The organism is Actinomadura luteofluorescens, from assembly GCF_013409365.1.
Taxonomy (GTDB): domain Bacteria; phylum Actinomycetota; class Actinomycetes; order Streptosporangiales; family Streptosporangiaceae; genus Spirillospora; species Spirillospora luteofluorescens.
Window position 1 is genome coordinate 919,497 of the sequence record NZ_JACCBA010000001.1, and the last position, 20,708, is coordinate 940,204.

General features: G+C 72.3%; 18 protein-coding genes. 17 read left to right on the plus strand and 1 reads right to left on the minus strand.

The window, feature by feature from the left end; translation table 11 throughout:
- Window positions 1-129: 129 nt before the first annotated feature.
- The 13 genes from BJY14_RS03975 to BJY14_RS04030 all read left to right on the plus strand — a co-directional run bounded on the left by BJY14_RS03975 (window position 130) and on the right by BJY14_RS04030 (window position 14,737).
- Window positions 130-1,020: an alpha/beta fold hydrolase gene (locus BJY14_RS03975; protein WP_179842348.1), complete on the plus strand. Its 891-nt coding sequence runs from the start codon at window positions 130-132 to the stop codon at window positions 1,018-1,020.
- Window positions 1,008-1,136 carry a hypothetical protein gene (locus BJY14_RS46355; protein WP_258945006.1) on the plus strand — a complete coding sequence of 43 codons (129 nt, stop codon included), beginning with the start codon at window positions 1,008-1,010 and terminating at the stop codon, window positions 1,134-1,136. The genes BJY14_RS03975 and BJY14_RS46355 overlap by 13 nt, the downstream gene beginning before the upstream one ends.
- On the plus strand, window positions 1,133-2,629 hold the full coding sequence (locus BJY14_RS03980; RefSeq protein WP_179842349.1) for a sugar ABC transporter ATP-binding protein: 1,497 nt from the start codon (window positions 1,133-1,135) through the stop codon (window positions 2,627-2,629). The genes BJY14_RS46355 and BJY14_RS03980 overlap by 4 nt, the downstream gene beginning before the upstream one ends.
- Complete coding sequence (locus BJY14_RS03985) at window positions 2,626-3,633, plus strand: ABC transporter permease (protein ID WP_179842350.1); 1,008 nt, start codon at window positions 2,626-2,628, stop codon at window positions 3,631-3,633. Before BJY14_RS03980 ends, BJY14_RS03985 begins: the two co-directional genes overlap by 4 nt.
- 49 nt (window positions 3,634-3,682) lie before the next feature.
- The gene (locus BJY14_RS03990) at window positions 3,683-4,642 is read left to right on the plus strand and encodes a substrate-binding domain-containing protein (RefSeq protein ID WP_179842351.1); all 960 of its coding nucleotides are present in this window, start codon (window positions 3,683-3,685) and stop codon (window positions 4,640-4,642) included.
- Between the two features lie 40 nt (window positions 4,643-4,682).
- Entirely contained in the window at window positions 4,683-5,162 is a 480-nt protein-coding gene (locus tag BJY14_RS03995) for a (2Fe-2S)-binding protein (protein WP_179842352.1), read from the plus strand.
- Entirely contained in the window at window positions 5,159-8,521 is a 3,363-nt protein-coding gene (locus BJY14_RS04000) for a molybdopterin cofactor-binding domain-containing protein (protein ID WP_179842353.1), read from the plus strand. Before BJY14_RS03995 ends, BJY14_RS04000 begins: the two co-directional genes overlap by 4 nt.
- A complete protein-coding gene (locus BJY14_RS04005) occupies window positions 8,518-9,840 on the plus strand; it encodes a M20 family metallopeptidase (protein WP_179842354.1) in 1,323 nt (440 codons plus the stop codon). The genes BJY14_RS04000 and BJY14_RS04005 overlap by 4 nt, the downstream gene beginning before the upstream one ends.
- A gap of 57 nt (window positions 9,841-9,897) precedes the next feature.
- Entirely contained in the window at window positions 9,898-10,584 is a 687-nt protein-coding gene (locus tag BJY14_RS04010) for a TetR/AcrR family transcriptional regulator (RefSeq protein WP_218905079.1), read from the plus strand.
- A 94-nt stretch (window positions 10,585-10,678) separates the two neighbouring features.
- Window positions 10,679-11,632, plus strand: coding sequence for a DODA-type extradiol aromatic ring-opening family dioxygenase (locus BJY14_RS04015; RefSeq protein ID WP_179842355.1), 954 nt, complete (start codon window positions 10,679-10,681; stop codon window positions 11,630-11,632).
- Window positions 11,629-12,480, plus strand: a complete 852-nt coding sequence (locus tag BJY14_RS04020; protein ID WP_179842356.1) for an alpha/beta fold hydrolase — start codon at window positions 11,629-11,631, stop codon at window positions 12,478-12,480. The genes BJY14_RS04015 and BJY14_RS04020 overlap by 4 nt, the downstream gene beginning before the upstream one ends.
- The gene (locus BJY14_RS04025; RefSeq protein WP_179842357.1) at window positions 12,477-13,481 is read left to right on the plus strand and encodes an LLM class flavin-dependent oxidoreductase; all 1,005 of its coding nucleotides are present in this window, start codon (window positions 12,477-12,479) and stop codon (window positions 13,479-13,481) included. The genes BJY14_RS04020 and BJY14_RS04025 overlap by 4 nt, the downstream gene beginning before the upstream one ends.
- A complete protein-coding gene (locus tag BJY14_RS04030) occupies window positions 13,478-14,737 on the plus strand; it encodes an MmgE/PrpD family protein (protein ID WP_179842358.1) in 1,260 nt (419 codons plus the stop codon). The genes BJY14_RS04025 and BJY14_RS04030 overlap by 4 nt, the downstream gene beginning before the upstream one ends.
- 198 nt (window positions 14,738-14,935) lie before the next feature.
- Here the strand turns inward: BJY14_RS04030 and BJY14_RS04035 are convergent, their stop codons facing one another.
- The gene (locus BJY14_RS04035) at window positions 14,936-15,853 is read right to left on the minus strand and encodes an NADP-dependent oxidoreductase (protein WP_179842359.1); all 918 of its coding nucleotides are present in this window, start codon (window positions 15,851-15,853) and stop codon (window positions 14,936-14,938) included.
- A gap of 591 nt (window positions 15,854-16,444) precedes the next feature.
- Between BJY14_RS04035 and BJY14_RS04040 the strand changes: the two genes are divergently transcribed.
- Genes BJY14_RS04040 through BJY14_RS04055 form a run of 4 tightly spaced genes read left to right on the plus strand, consistent with a single transcriptional unit; the run spans window position 16,445 to window position 20,661 of the window.
- Window positions 16,445-17,470 (plus strand): LacI family DNA-binding transcriptional regulator, encoded by a 1,026-nt coding sequence (locus tag BJY14_RS04040; RefSeq protein ID WP_179842360.1) that lies wholly within the window; start codon window positions 16,445-16,447, stop codon window positions 17,468-17,470.
- Window positions 17,467-18,378, plus strand: a complete 912-nt coding sequence (deoC, locus tag BJY14_RS04045) for a deoxyribose-phosphate aldolase (RefSeq protein WP_179842361.1) — start codon at window positions 17,467-17,469, stop codon at window positions 18,376-18,378. Before BJY14_RS04040 ends, deoC begins: the two co-directional genes overlap by 4 nt.
- Window positions 18,379-18,383: 5 nt before the next feature.
- On the plus strand, window positions 18,384-19,817 hold the full coding sequence (locus BJY14_RS04050; protein ID WP_218905081.1) for an aldehyde dehydrogenase family protein: 1,434 nt from the start codon (window positions 18,384-18,386) through the stop codon (window positions 19,815-19,817).
- The gene (locus tag BJY14_RS04055; protein ID WP_179842362.1) at window positions 19,810-20,661 is read left to right on the plus strand and encodes an aldehyde dehydrogenase family protein; all 852 of its coding nucleotides are present in this window, start codon (window positions 19,810-19,812) and stop codon (window positions 20,659-20,661) included. Before BJY14_RS04050 ends, BJY14_RS04055 begins: the two co-directional genes overlap by 8 nt.
- Window positions 20,662-20,708: the final 47 nt, after the last annotated feature.

Genomic DNA, 20,708 nt, shown 5'->3' on the forward strand with positions numbered 1-20,708 from the left:
CTAAGTAGTGTACATAGTACGCATCACCGTGATTCACGGCACAAGCTCGGCTTTCTTGGAGCGCGCCCCCCGCTCGTCAAGGCCGCCGGGAGCCTCCGCCAGGAGGCCGGGAGAACCGGAGAGCACTCCATGACCGCATCGATCGCCGGCACCCGGCACACCGTGCTCGGGACCGCGCTGCGGGTCCGCACGACCGGCGAGGGCGTGCCCACCGTCCTGCTGCACGGCGGCGGCCCCGGCTGCTCCGCCTGGACCGACTTCGCCGCCCTCGTGCCGGAACTGCCCGGCCGCCGGCTCGTCCTGGTGGACCTGCCGCAGTACGGCGACTCGGACGCGCCCCGGGCCGACCTGCCGCTGTTCTCCTTCCACGCGCGGTACGTCACGGCCCTCCTCGACGACCTCGGGATCGAGCGCGCGGACTTCGTCTGCCAGTCGCTCGGCGGGGCGGTCGCGCTGCTGATCGCGGCACGCCACCCGCACCGCGTCCGCCGCATCGTCCTCACCGGCAGCCGCCCCGCCGAACTCGGCGGTACGCCCGGGGTGAGCGGGGCGGAGATCCGCGCGGCGTACTACGGCGGTGAGGGCCCGACCCCGGAAAAGATGCGCGACCTCATCGGTCTTCATGAGTGGAACGATCCCACGATGGTTCCGGAGGCAACTGTCGCTGAACGCTTCCGAAACAGTGTCTCTGCAACCGCTCTTGCTCTTGGAACGGACATCGAAGCGCGCGGCCGGCCCGAGGATCTCGGTCCTCTGCTGCCGGAGGTGGCGGCCCCCGTCCTGCTGCTGTGGGGCTCCGCCGACCCGTTCGCCGACATCGGCTACGCGGCCCGCCTGGCCGCGGCGCTGCCCGCCGCCGACCTGGAGGTGCTGCCGGACACGGCGCACCACCCCCAGGAGGAGCGGCCCCGCGACTACGCCCGGCTCGCCGAGGCGTTCCTGCGCGACCCCCGCCCCACCGACACCCGCCCCACCGACCCCCGGCTCGCACCTGTGGAGGCCACCCGATGCGCATCCTGATCATCCTCGCCGTCCTGCTGGCCGCCGCCTTCGGCGTCCCGCCGGTGCGGCGCCGCGTCCTGGCCGCGTTCGTCCGCGGCACCGGGACGGCGGTGCGGACGGAGCCCGCGTCGTGACGGCGCCCGCCGTCGCCGCGCACGGCGTCACCAAGCGGTTCGGCCCCTTCACCGCGCTGGACGGGGTGGACCTCGACCTCATGGCGGGCGAGGTCCATGGACTGATCGGCTCCAACGGCGCCGGCAAGTCGACCCTCATCAAAGTGCTGTGCGGCGCGTACGCGCCGGACGGCGGACGCCTCGAGGTCGAAGGCCGCAGGGTCGGCAACGCGACGCCCGCGCAGGCCGAACGCGCCGGCATCACCGTCGTCCACCAGGAGACGCAGCTGTTCCCCGAGCTGACGGTCGCCGACAACATCGTCGTCGCCGCCCCGAACCGGCGCGGCCGGCTGATGCGGGACCGCCGCGCCGACCATGCCGAGGCGGCGGAGCTGCTCGGCACGCTCGGCACCGGCCTCGAACCGGGACGCCGCGCGGGCACCCTCGACCTCGCCGAGAAGAAGCTGCTGCAGGTGGCGCGGGCGCTGCGCGCCCGGCCGAAGCTGCTGATCCTGGACGAGCCCACGGCGGCGCTCGAACCGCGGCAGTCCAAACTGATCACCGACCTGGTCCGGCGGCTCGCCGGCGACGGCCTCGCCGTCCTGTTCGTCAGCCACGACCTCGACGAGGTCCGCCTGCTCTGCGACCGGATCACGGCGCTGCGCGACGGCCGGATCGTCGCCCGCCTCGGCCGCGGCGAGGCCACCCCGCACGGGCTGGTCGAGCTGGTCGCGGGCCGGACCCTCGCCAACGCCCCGGACCGCGAGCCGCACGAGCCCGGCGACGTGCTCGTGCATGCGGATCTGCCCGGCGCACCCGAGCTGGACCTGCGGCATCGCGAGGTCGTCACGATGACCGGCCTCCTCGGCTCGGGCGCCGGCCGCTACGCGCGCGCTCTCGCCGGGGCGGCCCGGCCGCCCGGGCGCGAGCGCGCCGAGGTCACGGTCGGCGGACGGCGGGTCAGGCCGCTCAACCGCGTCGCGGCCGTCGCCGCCGCGATCGGGTTCGTGCCCGAGGAGCGCAAGCGCGACGGCGTGCAGCCGCTCCTCAGCATCGAGCGCAACATCGCGCTCGGCGACGTGCGGGCGTTCAGCCGGTTCGGCGCCCTGGACCGGCGCAAGATGCGCTCCACGGCGCTCCGGCTGATCGCGGACCTCGACATCCGCCCGGCCGACCCGGCGTTCCCCGCCGGGCTGCTGTCCGGCGGCAACCAGCAGAAGGTCCTCATCGCGCGGTGGCTCGCGGCGGGCGCCCGGGCCCTGGTCGTGGAGGAGCCCACGCACGGCATCGACATCGGGGCCAAGGAGCACGTGCTGCGCCAGCTCCGCGCGTTCGCGGACGAGCGCGGCTGCGTGGTGGTCGTGGCGCTGGAGAGCGAGGAGTTCCGCTCCATCACCGACCGCTACCTGGCGTTCCGGCGGGGACGCCTGGTCGCCGAACTCACGGCCGACGTCACGCACGCCGAACTGATGACGGCGTGCCTCGGCGAACACCCGGAAGGTCTTGCCTCATGAAGAGAAAAGCCCCCGCGCTGGAGGACGCGTTCGTCCCGCTGCTGCTGGTCGTCCTCGCCGTCGTCCTGACGTTCTCGACGGACTCGTTCCTCAGCAGCGGCAACGTCCTCAACGTCCTCAGCTCGATGGCGATCCTCGCGATCGTCGCGTTCGGGCAGACCTTCGTCATCGCCGGCGGCGGGTTCGACCTGTCGGTGGGCGCGCAGGTCGCGCTGCACGGCGCGGTCGGCGCGATCGTCATGCGGGAGACGCAGAGCATCGCGCTCGGCCTCGCCGCGGCGGTGCTGTCGGGGGTCGTGTTCGGGCTGCTCAACGGGCTGCTCGTGATCGCGCTCAAGGTCCACCCGTTCATGATCACGCTGGGCACTTCGGTGATCGGGGTGGGCGTCACGCTCATCCTCACCCACGCCGAGTCGGTCGGCGGGCTGCCCGCGAGCATCGCCGGGTTCGGCGTCGGGCGCCCGCTCGGCGTCCCGTGGATCGTCTGGTTGATGATCGTCTGCTTCGCCGTCTCGGCGTTCCTGCTGAGCGTGAGCCCGTTCGGGCTGCGCGTGCTGTCCAGCGGCGGCAACCGGGAGGCGGCACGGCTCGCGGGCCTGCGCGTCGAGCGGACGATCGTCGCCACCTTCGTGCTCGCCGGGGCGTTCGCGGCCGTGGCGGGCATGGCGACGACGGCGCGGCTGCAGTCGGCGCAGCCGACCGTCGGCGAGGGACTGGAGCTGTTCTCGGTCGCCGCCGTCGTGCTCGGCGGCAGCGCCCTGCACGGCGGGCGGGCCGCGGTGTGGCGGACCCTGCTCGGCGTCCTGGTCATCTCCGTGATCCAGAACGGCCTCAACCTCAACGGCGTCGGCGACGCCTGGCAGGAGGTCGCGGTCGGGATCGTGTTCATCCTCGCGATGTCGGCCGAGCTGCTGCGCCGGTTCTCCCGCCTGCGCACCGGGAGAAAGGAGGCACCGCCGCGCACGACCGTCGCGGACGCCCCTGCCAAGGCCACCGTCACCTGAACACGCCCAGCCCCCCGCCTTCACCGAAACCCGCAAGAGGAGACCCATCATGCGCATGACCCGACTTCGCGGGATCGCCGCGGCGGCGCTGTGCATCGGCCTGGCCGCCACCGGCTGCACGGGCTCGGACGCGTCCGAAAAGGGCGCGAAGACCATCGGCGTGAGCTTCGCCGCCCCCAGGATCGCCCTGTACGCCGGGATCCAGAAGGGCATCCAGGCGGAGGCGAAGAAGCTCGGCGTCAAGGTGGTCTTCACCGACGCCGGCGGCGACCCGCTGAAGCAGGCCAACGACATCAACGACCTCATCGCGAAGGGCGTGGACGGCATCCTCGTCTCCGCGATCGACGCCAAGGCCGTCGTCGCGCCGCTCAACGCGGCGAAGGCCGCGCACATCCCGGTCATGACCGTGGCCCGCGACGTCGAGGACAAGTCCAGCCGCGCGTCCTACATCGGCAACGACTGGGGCAGGTCCGGTACGCAGATCGCCCAGTGGACCTGCAAGAACGTCGGCAAGGGCAAGATCATCATGATCAAGGGGCCGTCCGCGGCGCCCTACGTCCAGGAGATGACGAAGGCCTACAAGGCGGTCGTCGGCTCGGCGGAGTGCCCGGGCATGTCGGTCGCCCACGAGGTCAACGTCTCCGCCCTCACCTCCGAGGAGGGGCTGAAGGCCGCCAAGGCGTCGCTGTCGGCGGTCCCGGACGCCAAGGTCGTCTACGCCAATCTCGACGACTTCCTCACCGGAGTCGTGCAGGCGATCAACGAGGCCGGCAAGACCGGCCAGATCACCGTGACGGGCTTCGACGGCATCCCCTCCACGCTCGCGATGGTGCGGGACGGGCGGGTCGGCTACGAGATCGCGCTCCAGCCGAAGAAGTGGGGCGCCACGGCGCTCCAGACGATGGTCGGCAAGCTCGGCGGGAAGGACACCCCCAGCGTGGTCAACATCGAGACCCGGCCGTTCGACAAGAACGACTCCGGTGACCTCACCGAGGCCGACCTGGAGTAGCACGCCGTCCCGTCCGCACCTCCTCCGTCTGGGGTCCTTCATGAACATCACCGTCAACGGGCAGACCGGCGACGCCGCCGCGCCTCCCGGGACCGTCCTCGCCACGCTCCTTCGGGAGCGGTTCGGGGCGACGTCCGTCAAGCTCGCGTGCGAGCGCGGCGAGTGCGGCGCCTGCACCGTGCTCGTCGCCGGGCGCCCCAGGCTGTCCTGCGTGACACCCGTCGAACTGGTCGACGGCGAGGTCACGACGGCGGAGGGCCTCGCGGAGGAGTCCGAGGACCTGCGTGCGGCGTTCGCCGACCTGGGCGCGTTCCAGTGCGGATTCTGCACGCCCGGCCAGGTCGTCCACGCCACCGCCCTGCTCCGCGCCGGCCTCCCCGCCGACGCGGAGCGGGCGCGGGCCCGGGCGCGGGCGGAACTGTCCGGCAACATCTGCCGGTGCACCGGCTACGCGGCGATCGTCGAGGCGGTGTGCGCGACGGCCCGCGCGCGGGCAGGGGCGCGGGGGGATTCGCTATGACCGAACGAATCGGGCGAAGCATCCGGCCGCTGGACTGGCAGGACCGGTCCCTCGGACGTGTCGACTACGTCAACGACCTCACCGAGCCGCCGCACCTGCACGCCGCGGTGCTGCGCTCCCCCGTCCCCTACGGCCGGATCACCCGTCTGGACGCCGCCCCCGCGCTGCGGATGCCGGGGGTGCGCGGCGTCATCACCGCCGACGACTTCCCTTCCGGCATCACCTACCTCCATCGGGGCGGGCACATGTCCGACCGGCCGCCCCTGGCGGCGGGCGTGGTGCGCTACGTCGGTCAGGAGATCGCGGCCGTCGCCGCCGACACCGTGGAGCAGGCCAGGGCGGCGGTCGCGGCGATCCGGCTGCGCATCCGGCCGCTCCGGGCACCGCTCACCATCGCCGAGGCCCTCGCGCCGCGTTCCCGCTCGCTCCACGAACGCCCGTCCGAACGCAACGTCGCGATCCGGTGGAACAGCGTGTGGGGCGACCCGGACGCCGGGATCGCGGCGTCGGACGTGATGGTCGAGGGCGACTTCGTCTACCCGAGCGTCGCGCACGCGTGCATGGAGCCCAACGTCACGCTCGCCCGGTGGGACGCCGACCGCGAGGTGATGGAGCTGTGGACCTCCACGCACGCGCCCTACTTCATCGCCAAGGAGGTCTCGCACCTGCTGGGGCTGGAGCACCACCAGGTGGTGTGCCGCGAGGTCGCCACCGGCGGGAGCTTCGGCTCCAAGTCGAAGGCCTCCGAACACGAGATCCTCGCCGCGGCGCTGGCCCGCAAGACCGCGACACCCGTGCTCATCTCGCTCACGCGGGAGGAGGAGTTCGCCTCCAACAAGCCCCGGCACCGCTTCGAGACGCGGCTGCGCACCTACGCCGACGCGGACGGGAACCTGCGCGCGTTCGAGACCGAACTGAACGTCGACAACGGCGCCTACTCCCACATGGGCTCGTCGGTGATGCGCGTCGGCGTCATCGCCCTCGGGTCGGTGTACCGGGCGGACGGCGTCCGCTACGACGCGCGCCTCGTCGACACCGCCACGCAGCCCGGCGGGCAGTACCGCGGGTACGGAACACCGCAGGTCGCGCTCGCCATGGAGTCCCAGCTCGACGAGATCGCCGAGCGGCTCGGGATGGACCCCATCGACCTGCGCGTCCGCAACGCCGTCGAGCCGGACACCGAGACGCTGTGCGGGTACCGCCTCACGACGGCGCGGCTCGTCGACTGCCTGGAGACCGTCAGGCGGGAGCTGGACTGGGACGCCAAGCGGGCCGCGAGGACCTACGGCCGCGGCGTCGGCGTGTCCAGCGCCGCGCACGGGTCGGGCGCCTACGCCTACCCGCTGTCGAACGTCAGCGAGGCGGGCGTGGACGTCGACGCCGACGGCCGCGTGCGCGTCCGGTTCGGCGGGTCGGACGCGGGCACCGGCCAGAAGACGATCCTCGCGCAGATCGCCGCGGAGGAGCTCGGCGTCGCCCCCGAGGACGTCGACGTGCTGTCGATGGACGGCGAGCTGACGCCGCTGGACCTCGGCGCCTGGTCGTCGCGCGCCACGCACATGTCGGGGACGGCCACCGGCCGGGCCGCCCGGGAAATGGCCCACCGGCTGCGCGGGCTGGCCGCCGACAAGCTCGGCTGCGCACCCGGGGACGTCGAGCTGCGCGACGGCGCGGCCGTCCACGGCGACCATGCGATGAGCTTCGGCGACCTGGCGGGCGCGCACGGCGGCCTCAGCCTGGAGTCCCGCTACGAACTGGAGGGGACGGAGACGATCACGCCCGGCGAGGACAGGGCCAATCTGTCGCCCACCTACTCCTTCGCCGCGCACGGGGCGGAGGTCGAGGTCGACGTCCGGACCGGCAAGGTCACCGTGCTCGACTACGTCGCCGCGCACGACGTCGGGCGGGCCATCAACCCCGTCATGGTCGAAGGCCAGATCATCGGCGGGGCCGTGCACGGGATCGGCGCCGCGCTCGGCGAGGAGCTGATCCGCACCGAGGGGCGCGTCGTCAACCCCGCCTACATCAACTACGCACTGCCGCGCGCCGCCGACGTCCCGCGCGTCCGGCCGTTCATCGTCGAGGGCCACGACGACGCGGGGCCGTACGGCGCCAAGAGCGTCGGCGAGATCCCGATCGTCCCGCCGGGCGCGGCGATCGCCAACGCCGTCCACGACGCGGTCGGCGTCCGCATCCGCGACCTGCCGATCACTCCGGACAAGGTGCTGCGGGCGCTGGCGGAGAAGGAGGGAAGGGTCCGCGACCACCGGCTGCGGCGGCGCCCTTCGCGCTGGTGGATCGCGCTGATGCGGGCCGCCTACCCGCGCGGAGTCCACGCACTGCTGCACCGGTGGGGGACGCACCTCGGCCGGCAGGGCCGGTACCCGGGCCTGGCGCCGGCGGTCCCGGACATCGCCGAGATCGTCCGTCCGGAGAGCCTGGCGGAGGCGGGCGCCGCGCTGCGGGGCGGGACCGCCATCGGCGGCGGCACCGACGTGCTGCTCCAGCGCCGGCAGCGGCTGGCCGCGCCGGAACGCCTCGTCTCCACCGCGCTGCTTCCGGGCCTGCGCGACATCACCGAGGAACCGGACGGGACCGCGGTCATCGGCGCGGCCGTCACGCTGGCCGAGCTGTCCGCCCGGTTCGCCGAGTCCATCCCGGCGCTGGCGGAGGTCGCCGACTCCATCGCGTCGCCGCAGGTCAGGAACGCGGCGACGGTCGCGGGGAATCTACTGCAGGCCAAGCGCTGCTGGTTCTTCCGCAACGATTTCCCCTGCTACAAGCGCAACGGCGCCTCCAGCCCCTGCTACGCGATCCTCGGCGACCACCGCTTCTACCACGCGGCCGTCGACGGGCACCGCTGCCAGGCGGTCACGCCGTCCGACCTGGCCACGGTGCTGGCGGCGCTGGACGCCGTCGTCGAACTGTCGGACGGGCGCCGCATCCCCATCGGCGACCTCTACACCGGCCCTGGGGAGACGGCCCTGAAGCAGACGGACCTGGTCGTCGCCGTCCGGATCCCCGAGCCGGGCAGGCCCTGCGTGTTCGAGAAGCTCGCGCTCTGGCAGGGCGACTTCGCCGTCGTGTCCGTCGCCGCGTCCAGCCGGTCGGCGGAGCGGTGGGACGACTGCCGGATCGTGTTCGGCGCGCTGGCTCCGACGCCGTGGCGTCCCGCCGACGCCGAACGCGCCCTCGACGGAAGGCCGTTCGACCCCGCCGCGCTCCGCGACGTCGTGGACGCCGAACTCACCAGGCACGGGCACCCCCTGCCCGGCAACGCCTGGAAGCTCGACGCCGCCGCCGGACTCGCCGAACGCGCCGCCGAACGACTCACCCATGACAGGGAGGAAACCGTATGACGGCGCTGGACCACGCGCGTCTGGCACTGCTGCGGGACGCCGAGAGGCTCATCGACCCCGAGCGCCTCGCCGAACTCATCACCGGCATGACCGGCATCCCCAGCCCCACCGGCGAGGAGGGCGAACTGGCCCGCTGGGCGGTCTCCACCCTCGCCGCCTCCGGGATCGACGCCGCCTACCAGCCGATCGACGATGCCCAGGGCAACGCCGTCGCCCGGCTCCACGGCGACGGAACGGGCCCCGACCTTCTCCTCTACGCCCCGATCGACACGCTGACGACGGGGAATCCCGAAGAGGACCTGCCCCGGGTCGGCGCGACGCTGCGCTACGACATGGTCCCGGAACCGGTCCGGGACGGCGACTACGTCATCGGCCTCGGCGCGAGCAACCCGAAGGGCCACGCGGCGTGCCTCGTCGCCGCGCTGGAGATCCTGCACCGGGCCGGCACGCCGCTGCGCGGCGACGTCGTCCTCGGACTGGGCGCGGGCGGGATGCCGACGAACAAGCGCACCGCCCCCCACGTCCGCCGGTACAACGCGGGCCAGGGCAACGGCGCCTCGTTCATGCTGGAACAGGGCGTCTGGGCCGACTTCGCGCTGATCGCCAAGCCCGGATGGGCCGTCTCGTGGGACGAGGTCGGCCTGTGCTGGTTCGAGGTCACCGTCGGCGGCAGCTACTCCTACGCGGGCAGCCGCCACCGCATCGACTACCGCAACGCGATCCTCGGCGCCGGCACCGTCGCCGCGGCCCTGGAGGAGTGGTTCGCCGAGTACACCGCCCGGCACACGTCCGGAACGGTCGCCCCGCAGGGCAACATCGGCGCGATCGAGGGCGGCTTCATGCGGATGCCGGCCGTCTCGCCCGCCTCGTGCCGTTTCGTCCTTGACCTCCGCACGTCACCGGCGTCCACGCCGATGAGCGTCAAGCGCGAGTTCGCCGCCGCCGTCGCGCGGATCGCCGCCGCGCACCCGCGGTTGGAGATCGGCTGGGACATGACCCTCGCGATCCCGGGGACGGCGACCGATCCCGACGCGTGGATCGTCCGCGCGGCGATCGAGGCGTGGGAGGCCGAGGAGGGCCGGGCGCACGAGCCGATCCTCGGCAACAGCGGCGCCACCGACGCCAACATCCTGCGGGGCCGCGGTCTGCCCACGGCTCGGATCGGCATGGCCAGGGCGGGGGCGGAGGCGCCGCTGCCCGTCGACTTCCCCATGGGGATGAACGTGGTCGACCTCAGGGAGATGGCCCGTCTCACCCGGCACGTGATGCGCACCACGATCAACACCTGTACCCGGGCAACGGCGGACGTGGGCCTGTGATCCGGGAGAAGATCGAGTGGAGAAGAGTTCAGGACCTTGGGCGAGACGGAGCGAAGAGTGACGACACGGCGGCCCCCGCCCCGAGGACGCCGTCCGGACAAGGCGGCGCTCACGGCGCGGGACATCGTGGACGCCGCCATCGCGATCGGCGACCGGGAGAGCCTCGACGGGCTGACCATGCGGCGGCTCGCGGGCGAGCTCGGCTTCAGCACGATGGCCCTGTACCGGCACTTCAAGAACAAGGACGACATCCTCGACGGGATGGCGGACCAGGTGCTCGGCAACCTGCGGCTTCCCGAGGAGATCGGACCCGATCCCGTCACCGAGGCGCGCCGCATCGCCGAGGCGCTCCTGTCCATGATGCGGGAGCACCCGAGCGTGGTCCGGCTGCTGTCCACCCGGACCACGGCGAGCCGCGGCTCGCTGGGCGGCGCGTTCGAACGCGTCCTGGCACGGCTCCGGCAGAGCGGGCTGCCCCCGGCGGACGCCGTCTGCGTCTACGGCCTCCTGCTGACGTACACGCTCGGCTTCGCTGCCTACCAGATGCCGCGTCCGTGGGGCGGGGACGACGAGGACGCCGCCGAACTGCGCAGGCAGCGGGCCCATTTCTACTCGGCGCTGCCCGCCGACGAGTTCCCGAACATGATCGAGCTGTCTCCGGAGCTGGCCTGGCTCCCCACGGACCGGCAGTTCCACGCGGGACTCGACGTCCTGCTGAGAGGGCTCGCGGCCGAGCGGCCCTGACCCGCGTTCCGGCCGCCCTCCGCGGGCGGACGGCGACGACCACCCCGAGGACGGGGCGGGCCGTCGCCTCGTCCGCCCTGCGTTGGAGGAACTGATGAGCGACATCGTGCTCGGCGTGGGCGCCTCCCACAGCACGCTGATGAACACCGACTGGGCCAAGGTCGACCACCTGGAGGACGCCCACCGCTTCCGCGACGGGCTGGAACGCGCCGCCGAGCGGCTGCGCGCCGCCGCCCCCGACACCGTCGTGATCATCGGGTCGAACCACTTCCGCGGGTTCTTCCTCGACATGATGCCCGCGTTCACCATCGGCGTCGGCGAGGTGCTCGGAGCCGGCGAGGCCCTCACGCCCGGGGGGCCGCTGCCCGCCGACACCGACCTGGCGCGCCACCTGACCACGTCCCTCGTCGACGACGGGTTCGACCCGGCCTTCTCCCTGCGGCTCACCGTCGACCACGGCATCACCCACGGGCTCCAGCACCTGGTGCCGGACCTCGACATCCCGATCGTCCCGATCGTGATCAACATGTTCGCGCCGCCGCTGCCGGCCCTGCGTCGCTGCCACGATCTCGGCGCGGCACTCGGCCGCGCCATCGCCGCCGACGGCGCCGGGAAGCGCGTCGCCGTCATCGCGTCCGGCGGGCTGTCGCACCGGCTGCCGTGGCCGAAGTGGTTCGAGACCCTCTCCGACGACGACCGCTTCCTCGTCGAGGCGTGGCTGAACGGGCGCGGATCTTGGGGCGACTACGAGGTCCGGCGGCGGCAGATCATCCGCGCCGCCGAGGCCGATCTGAACCCCGCGTTCGACGCGGCCTTCCTGGATCTCGTCGAGAACGGGGACCTCGGCCCCGTCCTCGACCGGACCACCACCGAGATCGACGAGGAGGCCGGCAACGGCGCACAGGAGATCCGCTCCTGGATCGCCATGCTCGCCGCCCTCGGACCCGGCGCACGCGGCGAGACCCTCGCCTACGCCGCCGTCCCCCAATGGCTCACCGGAATGGGCGTCGCCGTCGTCGAGCCCGCAACAACGAAGGAGAAAGCATGAGCATCTGGACCGACCTCACGGGCGTCGACCACGCCGTCCGCTTCGTCGACGCGGGCGGCGTCCGCACCCGGGCCCTCCAGGCCGGGACGGGAGAGGCCGTGGTGTTCCTGCACGGCACCAGCGGCCACCTGGAGGCGTTCGTCCGCAACATCCCTGCGCACGCCGAACGGTACGCCTGCCACGCCGTCGACATGCTAGGGCACGGCTACACCGACGGCGTGGACGAGCCGTACCGCATCCCCCGCTACGTCGACCACGTCCTCGCCTACCTGGACGCCTGCGGCATCGACCGCGCCCACTTCGTCGGCGAGTCGCTGGGCGGCTGGGTCGCGGGCCGCCTCGCCGCCGACCACCCCGACCGCGTCGGCCGGCTCACGCTCGTGGCCCCCGGCGGAACCGTCGCCAACCCCCAGGTCATGGAACGCATCAAGACCAGCACCCGCAGGGCCGTCGCCGAGGACGACATCGGCCTCACCCGCAAGCGCCTCCAGCTCCTCATGCACGACCCGGCGAAGGACGTGTCCGAGGAACTGGTCGAAGTCCGGCATGCGATCTACCACCGGCCCGAGTTCGTCAAGCGGGTCGACAACCTGCTCTGCCTCCAGGAGATGGAGAACCGCGAGCCCGACCTTCTCAGCGCCGCGCAGATGGGAAGGATCGTCGCGCCCACGCTGATCGTGTGGGGCGCGCAGAACCCGTTCGGCGACATCCCGGAGGCGCACCGGATGAACGACAGCATCCCCGGCTCCCGGCTGGAGATCTTCGGCGAGTGCGGGCACTGGCCCCAGCACGAGCACGCCGCCCGCTTCAACCGCCTCAACCTGGACTTCCTCGGGGAGGCGCGGTGAGGGTCGGCATCCGCGTCCCGGCCTGCGACCGTCCGGACCGGCTCGCCTCCGTCGCTGCCAGGGCCGAGACACTGGGGTTCGACGAGGTCTGGTTCCCCGACTCGCAGCTGCTGTGGCGGGACGTCTTCTCCGTCCTGTCGGTGACCGCGCTGCGCACCGAGCGGATCGGGCTCGGAACGGCCGTCACCAACGTCGCGACCCGGCACCCGTCCGTGGTGGCCTCCGCGGCACGGACCGTCGCCGAGCTGGCGCCCGGACGGTTCACCCTCGGCCTCGGCGTCGGGAACAGCTCCGTCGTGCCGATAGGGCTGCGCGCCAGCACCCGCGCGGAACTCCGGGAGGGGCTCGACCAGCTGCGGGCGCTGCTCGCCGGAGAGGAATGGGACTACGGCCCGGTGCGGTCGCGGCTGCGCGACCCGTCGCCGTCCGTGCCCGTCCACCTCGCCGCGAGCGGGCCGCGCAACCTGCGGCTGGCGGGGGCCGTCGCGGACGGCGTCATCCTGCTCAGCGGCGTCTCGCCCGAGACCCTCGCCGCTGCGGCGGCGCAGGTCCGCGAGGGGGCGCGGGAGGCGGGGCGGTCCGGCGACGTGCCGCTGACGGTGTCGGCGTTCTGCGAGGTGACCGACGACGTCCTCGCCTCTGCCCGGAAGCTGAAGCCCATCTGCGCGTCGATCGCGCAGAACGGCGGCGCCCCCTTCCTCGCTCTCGCGGGGATCCATCTCCGGGTCCCCGACCGGATCGACGAGGTGTACCCGGACATCGGGCACGCCGAGGACTGGGACCGCGCCGTCAAGGTCGCGGACCGCTGGGTGACCGACGACGACGCGCTCGCCTTCGCCCGCGCCTTCTGCCTGGTCGGCACCGCCGAGGAGGTCGCGGCCCGGCTCCGGGAGACGTTCGAGGCGGGAGCGTCCGGCGTGTTCCTCCAGCACGTCGGCTCCTACGACCCGCCGCACGACCTCATCGAGGCTGTCGGCGGCGACGTCCTCCCCCGCCTGTGAGCACGCTCGACGACCTCGCCGCCCGGGCCGCGCGGGCCCCCCGGGCGGCGACGCCCGGCGCCCGCGGGCTCGCGGCCCTGCACGTCCTGGACACGCTGGGCTGCGTGGTCTCCGGCGCCACGCACCCGATCGCCGGGCCGCCGGCCCGGTACTTCGGCGACTCGTTGCGAGACCGCGTGCTGCGTTGGTCGGCCCAGGCACATCTGGACGAGTTCGACGCATTGCACGCCGGAGCCGCCGTCGTCCCCGCGGCGGTCGTCGTCCCCGCGGCCCTGCTGGTCGCTCAGCACGAGGGGCGGCCGGGCGCTGCGGTCGTCGACGCGGTGCTCGCGGGCTACGAGGCGGTGGTGGAGGCCGGCCTGCGATTCGGCGGTGCCGCGCTGTACGCGTCCGGCTGGTGGCCGACGGCCCTGTTCGGTCCGATCGGCGCCGCCGCCGCGACCGCCGTCCTGCTGGAGCTGGACGAGGAGCGGACGGCCTCGGCGCTCGCGGTGGCGGCGGCCGGCCTCGGCGGGCTGCTCTCGTCCGGCCGCTTCGGCGAGGCGCACTACCTGCTCCCCGGCCGGGCCTCCGCCGACGGCGTCGAGGCGGCGTACCTGACCCGCGCCGGAGCGACGGGCAGCGCCGCCCTGCTGGACCGCCCGGCCGCGCTCGCGCTCGCCCGGCCGCCCGCACCGGCCTCTCCCACCGCGGGCGTCCACCTGGAGCGATGCGGCTTCAAACCGTACCCGTGCGCCCGTCCGCTGCACGCCGTGATCGACGCGCTGCGCGCACTGGACGCCCGGAACGCCACCCACGTCGAGGTGGCGCTCCCGTCCGGTCTGATGTCGTTCGTCAACGCGGACCGGAAGGTGCCGGGCCCGGCCGAGGCTTCCGCCGGAGCGGCCTTCGCGGTCACCGCCGCCCTCTCCGGCACCCCTGAGGACGTGTCGACGTTCCGCCGGGCCCGCATCGCCGACGATGTCCCGGCCGTGACGTTGGTTCCGGACCCGGCTCTGGACGCTCTCCTCCCCGACCACTGGGCCGCCCGCGTGACGGTCGAAACGCCCTCCGGACGGGCCTCCCGGCGCGTGGTGGACGCCTTGGGCTCCCCGGCACGCCCCCTCTCGCGGGAGGCGGTGCTCAGCAAGTTCGACACTCTGACCGCATGCGCGCTCACCGATTGGCGCGACCGGTGCCTCGCCCTGGACGACCTCGCCGACGTGACAGCGCTGACCCAGGACATCACACAAGCCGCAGAACCCCAGGGCCGCTAGGTCCTGTGTCCCCGGATCTCCTGAGTTGATCAGGTGGTTGGGTCAGGCTGTTCGGCATGGGTGGGCCCGCGGCAAGAAGCAGGATGATCAGTATCCGCAGGCCACCGCCGCCCTGGCTGCTGGAGACCTGGCCGGGAGCAGCCAAGAGCGGCGTCCGGTCAGAAGAGGCGAACGCTCCTACCGTCCGTTCCAGGAAGCTCAGGGGCGCACGCGGATGACGGTCTTGCCCTTGCGCCGCATGGTCGGGTTGAGCACAGGGACGGCGTCGTCGAGGGTCGCGACGGTTCCGATGTGCGTGCGAAGGCGCCCGTCCCGCACCCGGTCGACGATCTCCACCAGCTGGCTCGGAACGGACTCGACGACGAAGTCGACCGCGAGACCGTCGACAGGGCGGGTCTCAACGGGCCCGACCACCGACACCAGCGTTCCGCCGGGCCGGATGATGCCGGCTGAGCGCCTCTGGATTTCACCACCGATGACATCGAAGACCAGGTCGACCCCTCCGATGTCTTCGAGATCCCCCTCGTCGAGGGCGAAGAACTCGTTCGCGCCGAAGTCGAGCGCCGCCTGGCGGTCGGCCGCCCGCCCGGTACCGATGACGTAAGCGCCGAACTCCCTGGCGAGCTGCGTCACCATCGATCCGACCGCGCCGGCGGCGCCGTGCGCGAGGACGCTCTGCCCCGCCTGAAGACGACCATGCTGGAACAGGCCTTGCCATGCGGTCAGGCCGGAGATCGGCAGGCTCGCACCCACCGTGAAGTCGACGGCCCCGGGCAGCGGCGCGAGGTTGCGTGCTTCCACGGCCACGTACTCGGCGAGGGTTCCATCGCGGTGCCAGTCCGTGATCCCGAACACCCGCTGGCCCGGGGAGAGTCCCGTCGTGCCGTAGCCGAGGGAGGTGACGACTCCGGCGAACTCGTGGCCGATGATCGCCGGGGCTCGGTCGTGACCGGAGCGATCGACCCATGTCGAGGGCCACTCCCACTCTGCCGGGACGAAGCCCGACGCATGGACTTCAACGACGACGTCGTTGATCGCCGGCGTCGGTTCAGGCCGCACCGCCAGCGTGATCCCGGCCGCTTCCGCGGCCTGATCGGTAGCCACGATCGCCTTCATCTCTACCTCCGTATGCTTCGTGCTCGCCGACTCTATGCACAGGCCTGTGACTGACTGTTCCCCTCTCTGGTGGAACTCGACGCGTTTCAGTGGTCCGTCCGTCCGTCCGTGGTGACGTCCGGCTTCGGGTGCGCATCCCGCGGCGCCGACACTCGCGCAGCAGGTCGGCCCAGGCCTCCGTCGACCCCGGCATCCGTCGGCCAGGGCGGTGAACTCCTTGCGGCCGTCCGCCCACAGGTAGCAGTCGGCGAAGGCCCGCTGGTCGGCCTTCCACCGCTCGGTCAGCCTGGTGATGACCGGAACCGCTTGATCTTCCGGCGATCAGGTCGGTGCTGGCCTGGTCGCGTTCACCGCGCGGCTGCTCGGCGGCGTCGAGGGCGCTCTGCCGCAGCGCGCCGGACTTCCCGTTCGGCGGCGTCGTGGGCTGCTCGCACGTGCTCGTTCCTCGTCCGCGTGGCCGCAGACCGCCTCGGTCCGATGCGGACCCGCAGGTCAGACTCTCTGGCACCAGCTCTTGACATCTTTGGGGCCTCTGCTGCAATCATTCTCTGACAACGGTTTCAGTGATGCGGGTAACAGACAGGAGTCGATGTGGCGACCATCCACGACGTGGCGGCGCGGGCCGGCGTCTCCCCCGCCACCGTCTCGCGGTTCCTGCGGGGACAGCGGGTCAGGTCGGCGGAGGCCATCCGGGCCGCCGTGGATGAGCTGGGCTTCGCACCGAACATCGCGGCGCAGTCGCTGAAGTCGGGACGCACCCGCACCATCGGCGTCGTCGTCCCCGACATCACCAACCCGTACTTCGCCGCCGTCGTGAAGGGCATGGAGTCGGTCAGCCGGGACCGCGGCTACCGGCTGCTGCTCGCCAACAGCGACGAGAGCGGCGCCCGCGAGGCCGACCTGCTCGCCGACATGGCACGCCAGGTGGACGGCATCATCCTCGCCCCGGCCACCGAGCACGAGCAGACCCCGCTGCAGCTGCGCGACAGCGGCCTGCCGGTCGTGTTCATCGACCGGGACCTCGCCGACGGTGAGAGCTTCGACGCCGTCCTCGTCGACAACCGCGCGGGCGGCAGGCAGGCCGCCGAGCACCTCCTCGCGCTCGGCCACACCCGCATCGCGATGATCAGCGGCGGCCAGGAGTCCACGCCGGGCCGGTACCGGCGGGACGGTTTCGTGGAGGCCGTGTCCGCCGCCGGCGTCGAGATCCCGCCGGAGTACGACATCATCGGCGACTTCCGCGAGGAGCGCGCCTACCAGCTCACCCTGTCGCTGCTGTCGCTCGCCGAGCCACCGACCGCGATCTTCACCGCGAACAACCTCACGACGCTCGGCGCGCTCAAGGCGTTGCACGACATGCGGGTGGACGTCCCCGGGCAGATCAGCCTCATCGGATTCGACGACCTCGACACCGGGCCTTTGCTGCGGCCCCCGCTGACCGTCGTCGACCGTCCGATGATCGAGCAGGGCGTCCTGGCCATGCGGCTGCTCCTGCACCGCTTCGACGACAGCCAGACCCGCGACCTCCCCCGGCGCATCGTCATGGACACAAAGATCATCGAGCGGGCCTCGACGGCCCCGCCCCAGACCCACAGGAAGGCGGGCAGGACCCGATGACCGCGACCGAGTTGCACGGATTCCTGCATGGTCTGCCGGGTGTGGACCAGGTCGGTGCGGAGGAGCGGGCGGCGCGGCTCGCGTCCCGGTCGATCAAGGCGTCGGCGAAGGCCGAGGCGATCGATCTGGCGATCTCGATGGTGGATCTGACCACGTTGGAGGGTGCGGACACGGCGGGGAAGGTGCGGGCGTTGTGTGCCAAGGCCGCGCACCCCGACCCGTCGGATGCCTCGGTGCCGAAGGTGGCGGCGGTGTGCGTGTATCCGGACATGGTCGAGGTCGCGGTGCGGGCCCTGGCCGGGTCGGGGATCGGCGTGGCGAGTGTGGCGACGGCGTTTCCGTCGGGGCGGGCGCCGATGGAGGCCAAGCTGGCCGATACGCGGGCGGCGGTGGCGGCGGGCGCGGCGGAGATCGACATGGTGATCGATCGGGGCGCGTTCCTGTCCGGTGACTACGGCAAGGTGTTCGAGGAGATCGTCGCGGTCAAGGAGGCGTGCGGGCCCGCGCACTTGAAGGTGATCTTGGAGACGGGTGAGCTGGCCACCTTTGACAATGTGCGGCGGGCGTCGTGGCTGGCGATGCGGGCGGGGGCCGATTTCATCAAGACCTCGACCGGCAAGGTGTCGCCGGCGGCGACGTTGCCGGTGACGCTGGTGATGCTGGAGGCCGTCCGTGACTACCGGGCCGCCACGGGGCGGCAGGTCGGGGTCAAGCCCGCGGGCGGGATCCGCACCACCAAGGACGCGATCAAGTATCTGGTGCTGGTGAACGAGACCGCCGGCCCGGACTGGCTGACGCCCGAGTGGTTCCGCCTGGGGGCGTCGTCGGTGCTGAACGACCTGCTGATGCAGCGCCGCAAGCTGGCCACCGGGGTGTACTCCGGTCCCGACTACTTCACCCTGGACTGAGGGGCATGACTGTGTTCGATTATGCGCCGGCGCCTGAGTCCCGTTCCGTGGTGGACATCCGCGGCTCCTACGGGCTGTTCGTCGACGGTGAGTTCACCGGCGGGCACGGCGAGCCGTTCAAGACGATCAACCCGGCCGATGAGAGCGTCCTGGCCGAGGTCGCCTGCGCGGACGAGGCCGACGTGGACCGCGCGGTGCGGGCCGCGCGCACCGCCTACGACAAGGTGTGGGGCCCGATGCCGGGGGCCGAGCGGGCCAAGTACCTGTATCGGATCGCGCGGATCGTGCAGGAGCGGTCGCGGGAGCTGGCGGTGCTGGAGTCGATCGACAACGGCAAGCCGATCCGCGAGTCGCGGGACGTGGACGTGCCGCTGGTCGCGGCGTGGTTCTTCTACTACGCCGGGTGGGCCGACAAGCTGCGCCATGCCGGGTTCGGGCCCGACCCCAGGCCGGTGGGGGTGGCGGGGCAGGTCATCCCGTGGAACTTCCCGCTGCTGATGCTGGCCTGGAAGATCGCCCCGGCGCTGGCCTGCGGGAACACCGTGGTGCTCAAGCCGGCGGAGACCACGCCGCTGACGGCGCTGCTGTTCGCCGACATCTGCCGCCAGGCCGAGCTGCCGCCCGGCGTGGTCAACATCGTCACCGGCGCCGGCGACACCGGCGCCGCCCTGGTCGCCCACCCCGGGATCGACAAGGTCGCCTTCACCGGTTCCACCGACGTCGGGCGGCAGATCGCCCGCACCCTCGCCGGCACACGCAAGAGGCTGACGCTGGAGCTGGGCGGGAAGGCCGCCAACATCGTCTACCAAGATGCCGCGCTGGATCAGGCCGTCGAGGGCATCGTGAACGGGATCTTCTTCAACCAGGGCCACGTGTGCTGCGCCGGGTCGCGGCTGCTGGTCCAGGAGTCGGTCGCCGGCGAGGTTCTGGAGCGGTTGAAGGCGCGGATGGCGACGCTGCGGGTCGGTGACCCCCTCGACAAGAACACCGACGTCGGCGCGATCAACTCCGCCGCCCAGCTCGCCAGAATCCGCGAACTGTCCGATGCCGGGGAGGCCGAGGGCGCCGAGCGGTGGTCGCCGCCGTGCGAGCTGCCGTCCCAGGGGTTCTGGTTCGCGCCGACGGTGTTCACCGGGGTGGCGCAGTCGCATCGGATCGCGCGGGAGGAGATCTTCGGGCCGGTCCTGTCGGTGCTGACGTTCCGCACGCCGGAGGAGGCCGTCACCAAGGCCAACAACACCCCGTACGGGTTGTCGGCGGGCATCTGGACCGAGAAGGGGTCGCAGATCCTGTGGACCGCGCAGCGGCTGCGGGCCGGGGTGGTGTGGGCCAACACCTTCAACAAGTTCGACCCGGCCTCCCCCTTCGGCGGCTACAAGGAATCGGGGTTCGGCCGCGAGGGCGGACGCCACGGACTGGAGGCCTACCTCAATGCCTGACCGTCTGGCCGTGCGCAAAACCTACAAGCTCTACATCGCCGGGGCGTTCCCCCGATCCGAATCCGGCAGGTCCTACCCCGTGACCGACCCCAAGGGCCGCTTCCTCGCCAACGCCTCCCACGCGTCCCGCAAAGACGCCCGCGACGCCGTGGTCGCCGCCCGCAAAGCCTTCCCCGGCTGGTCGGGGCGCACCCCCTACAACCGCGGCCAGATCCTCTACCGGATCGCCGAAATGCTCGAAGGCCGCCGCGACCAGTTCACCGACGAACTCCGCCACACCGGCGCGTCCAAGAACACCGCCGCGGCCGAGGTGGACGCCGCCGTCGACCGCTGGGTCTGGTACGCCGGCTGGGCCGACAAACTCGACGCCGTCGCCGGAGCCGCCAACCCCGTCTCCGGGCCCTTCTTCAACTTCTCCACACCCGAACCCACCGGCGTCGTCGCCGCCATCGCACCCGACTCACCCCTCCTCGGCCTGGTCTCCGTCCTGGCCCCCGTCATCGTGTCCGGCAACACCACCGTCGTAGTCGCCTCCGAACCAGCGCCGCTACCCGCCATCACCCTCGCCGAAGTACTGGCGACCTCCGACCTGCCCGGCGGCGTCGTGAACCTCCTCACCGGCCACCGCACCGAACTCGCGCCCTGGCTCGCCGCCCACATGGACGTCAACGCCATCGACCTCACCGGCGCGCTCCCCGAGCACGTCCAGGACCTGGAGGACAAGGCGGCCGGGAATCTCAAGCGCGTTCTTCGCCCCGCGGGCGACTGGTCCGAAGAGCCCGGAACCGCACGCCTGACCGCGTTCCTGGAGACCAAGACCGTCTGGCACCCCGTCGGCATCTGATCCACAACCGCAAAACGCCCAAGGAAACGGCGCGATCGCCGTGACCT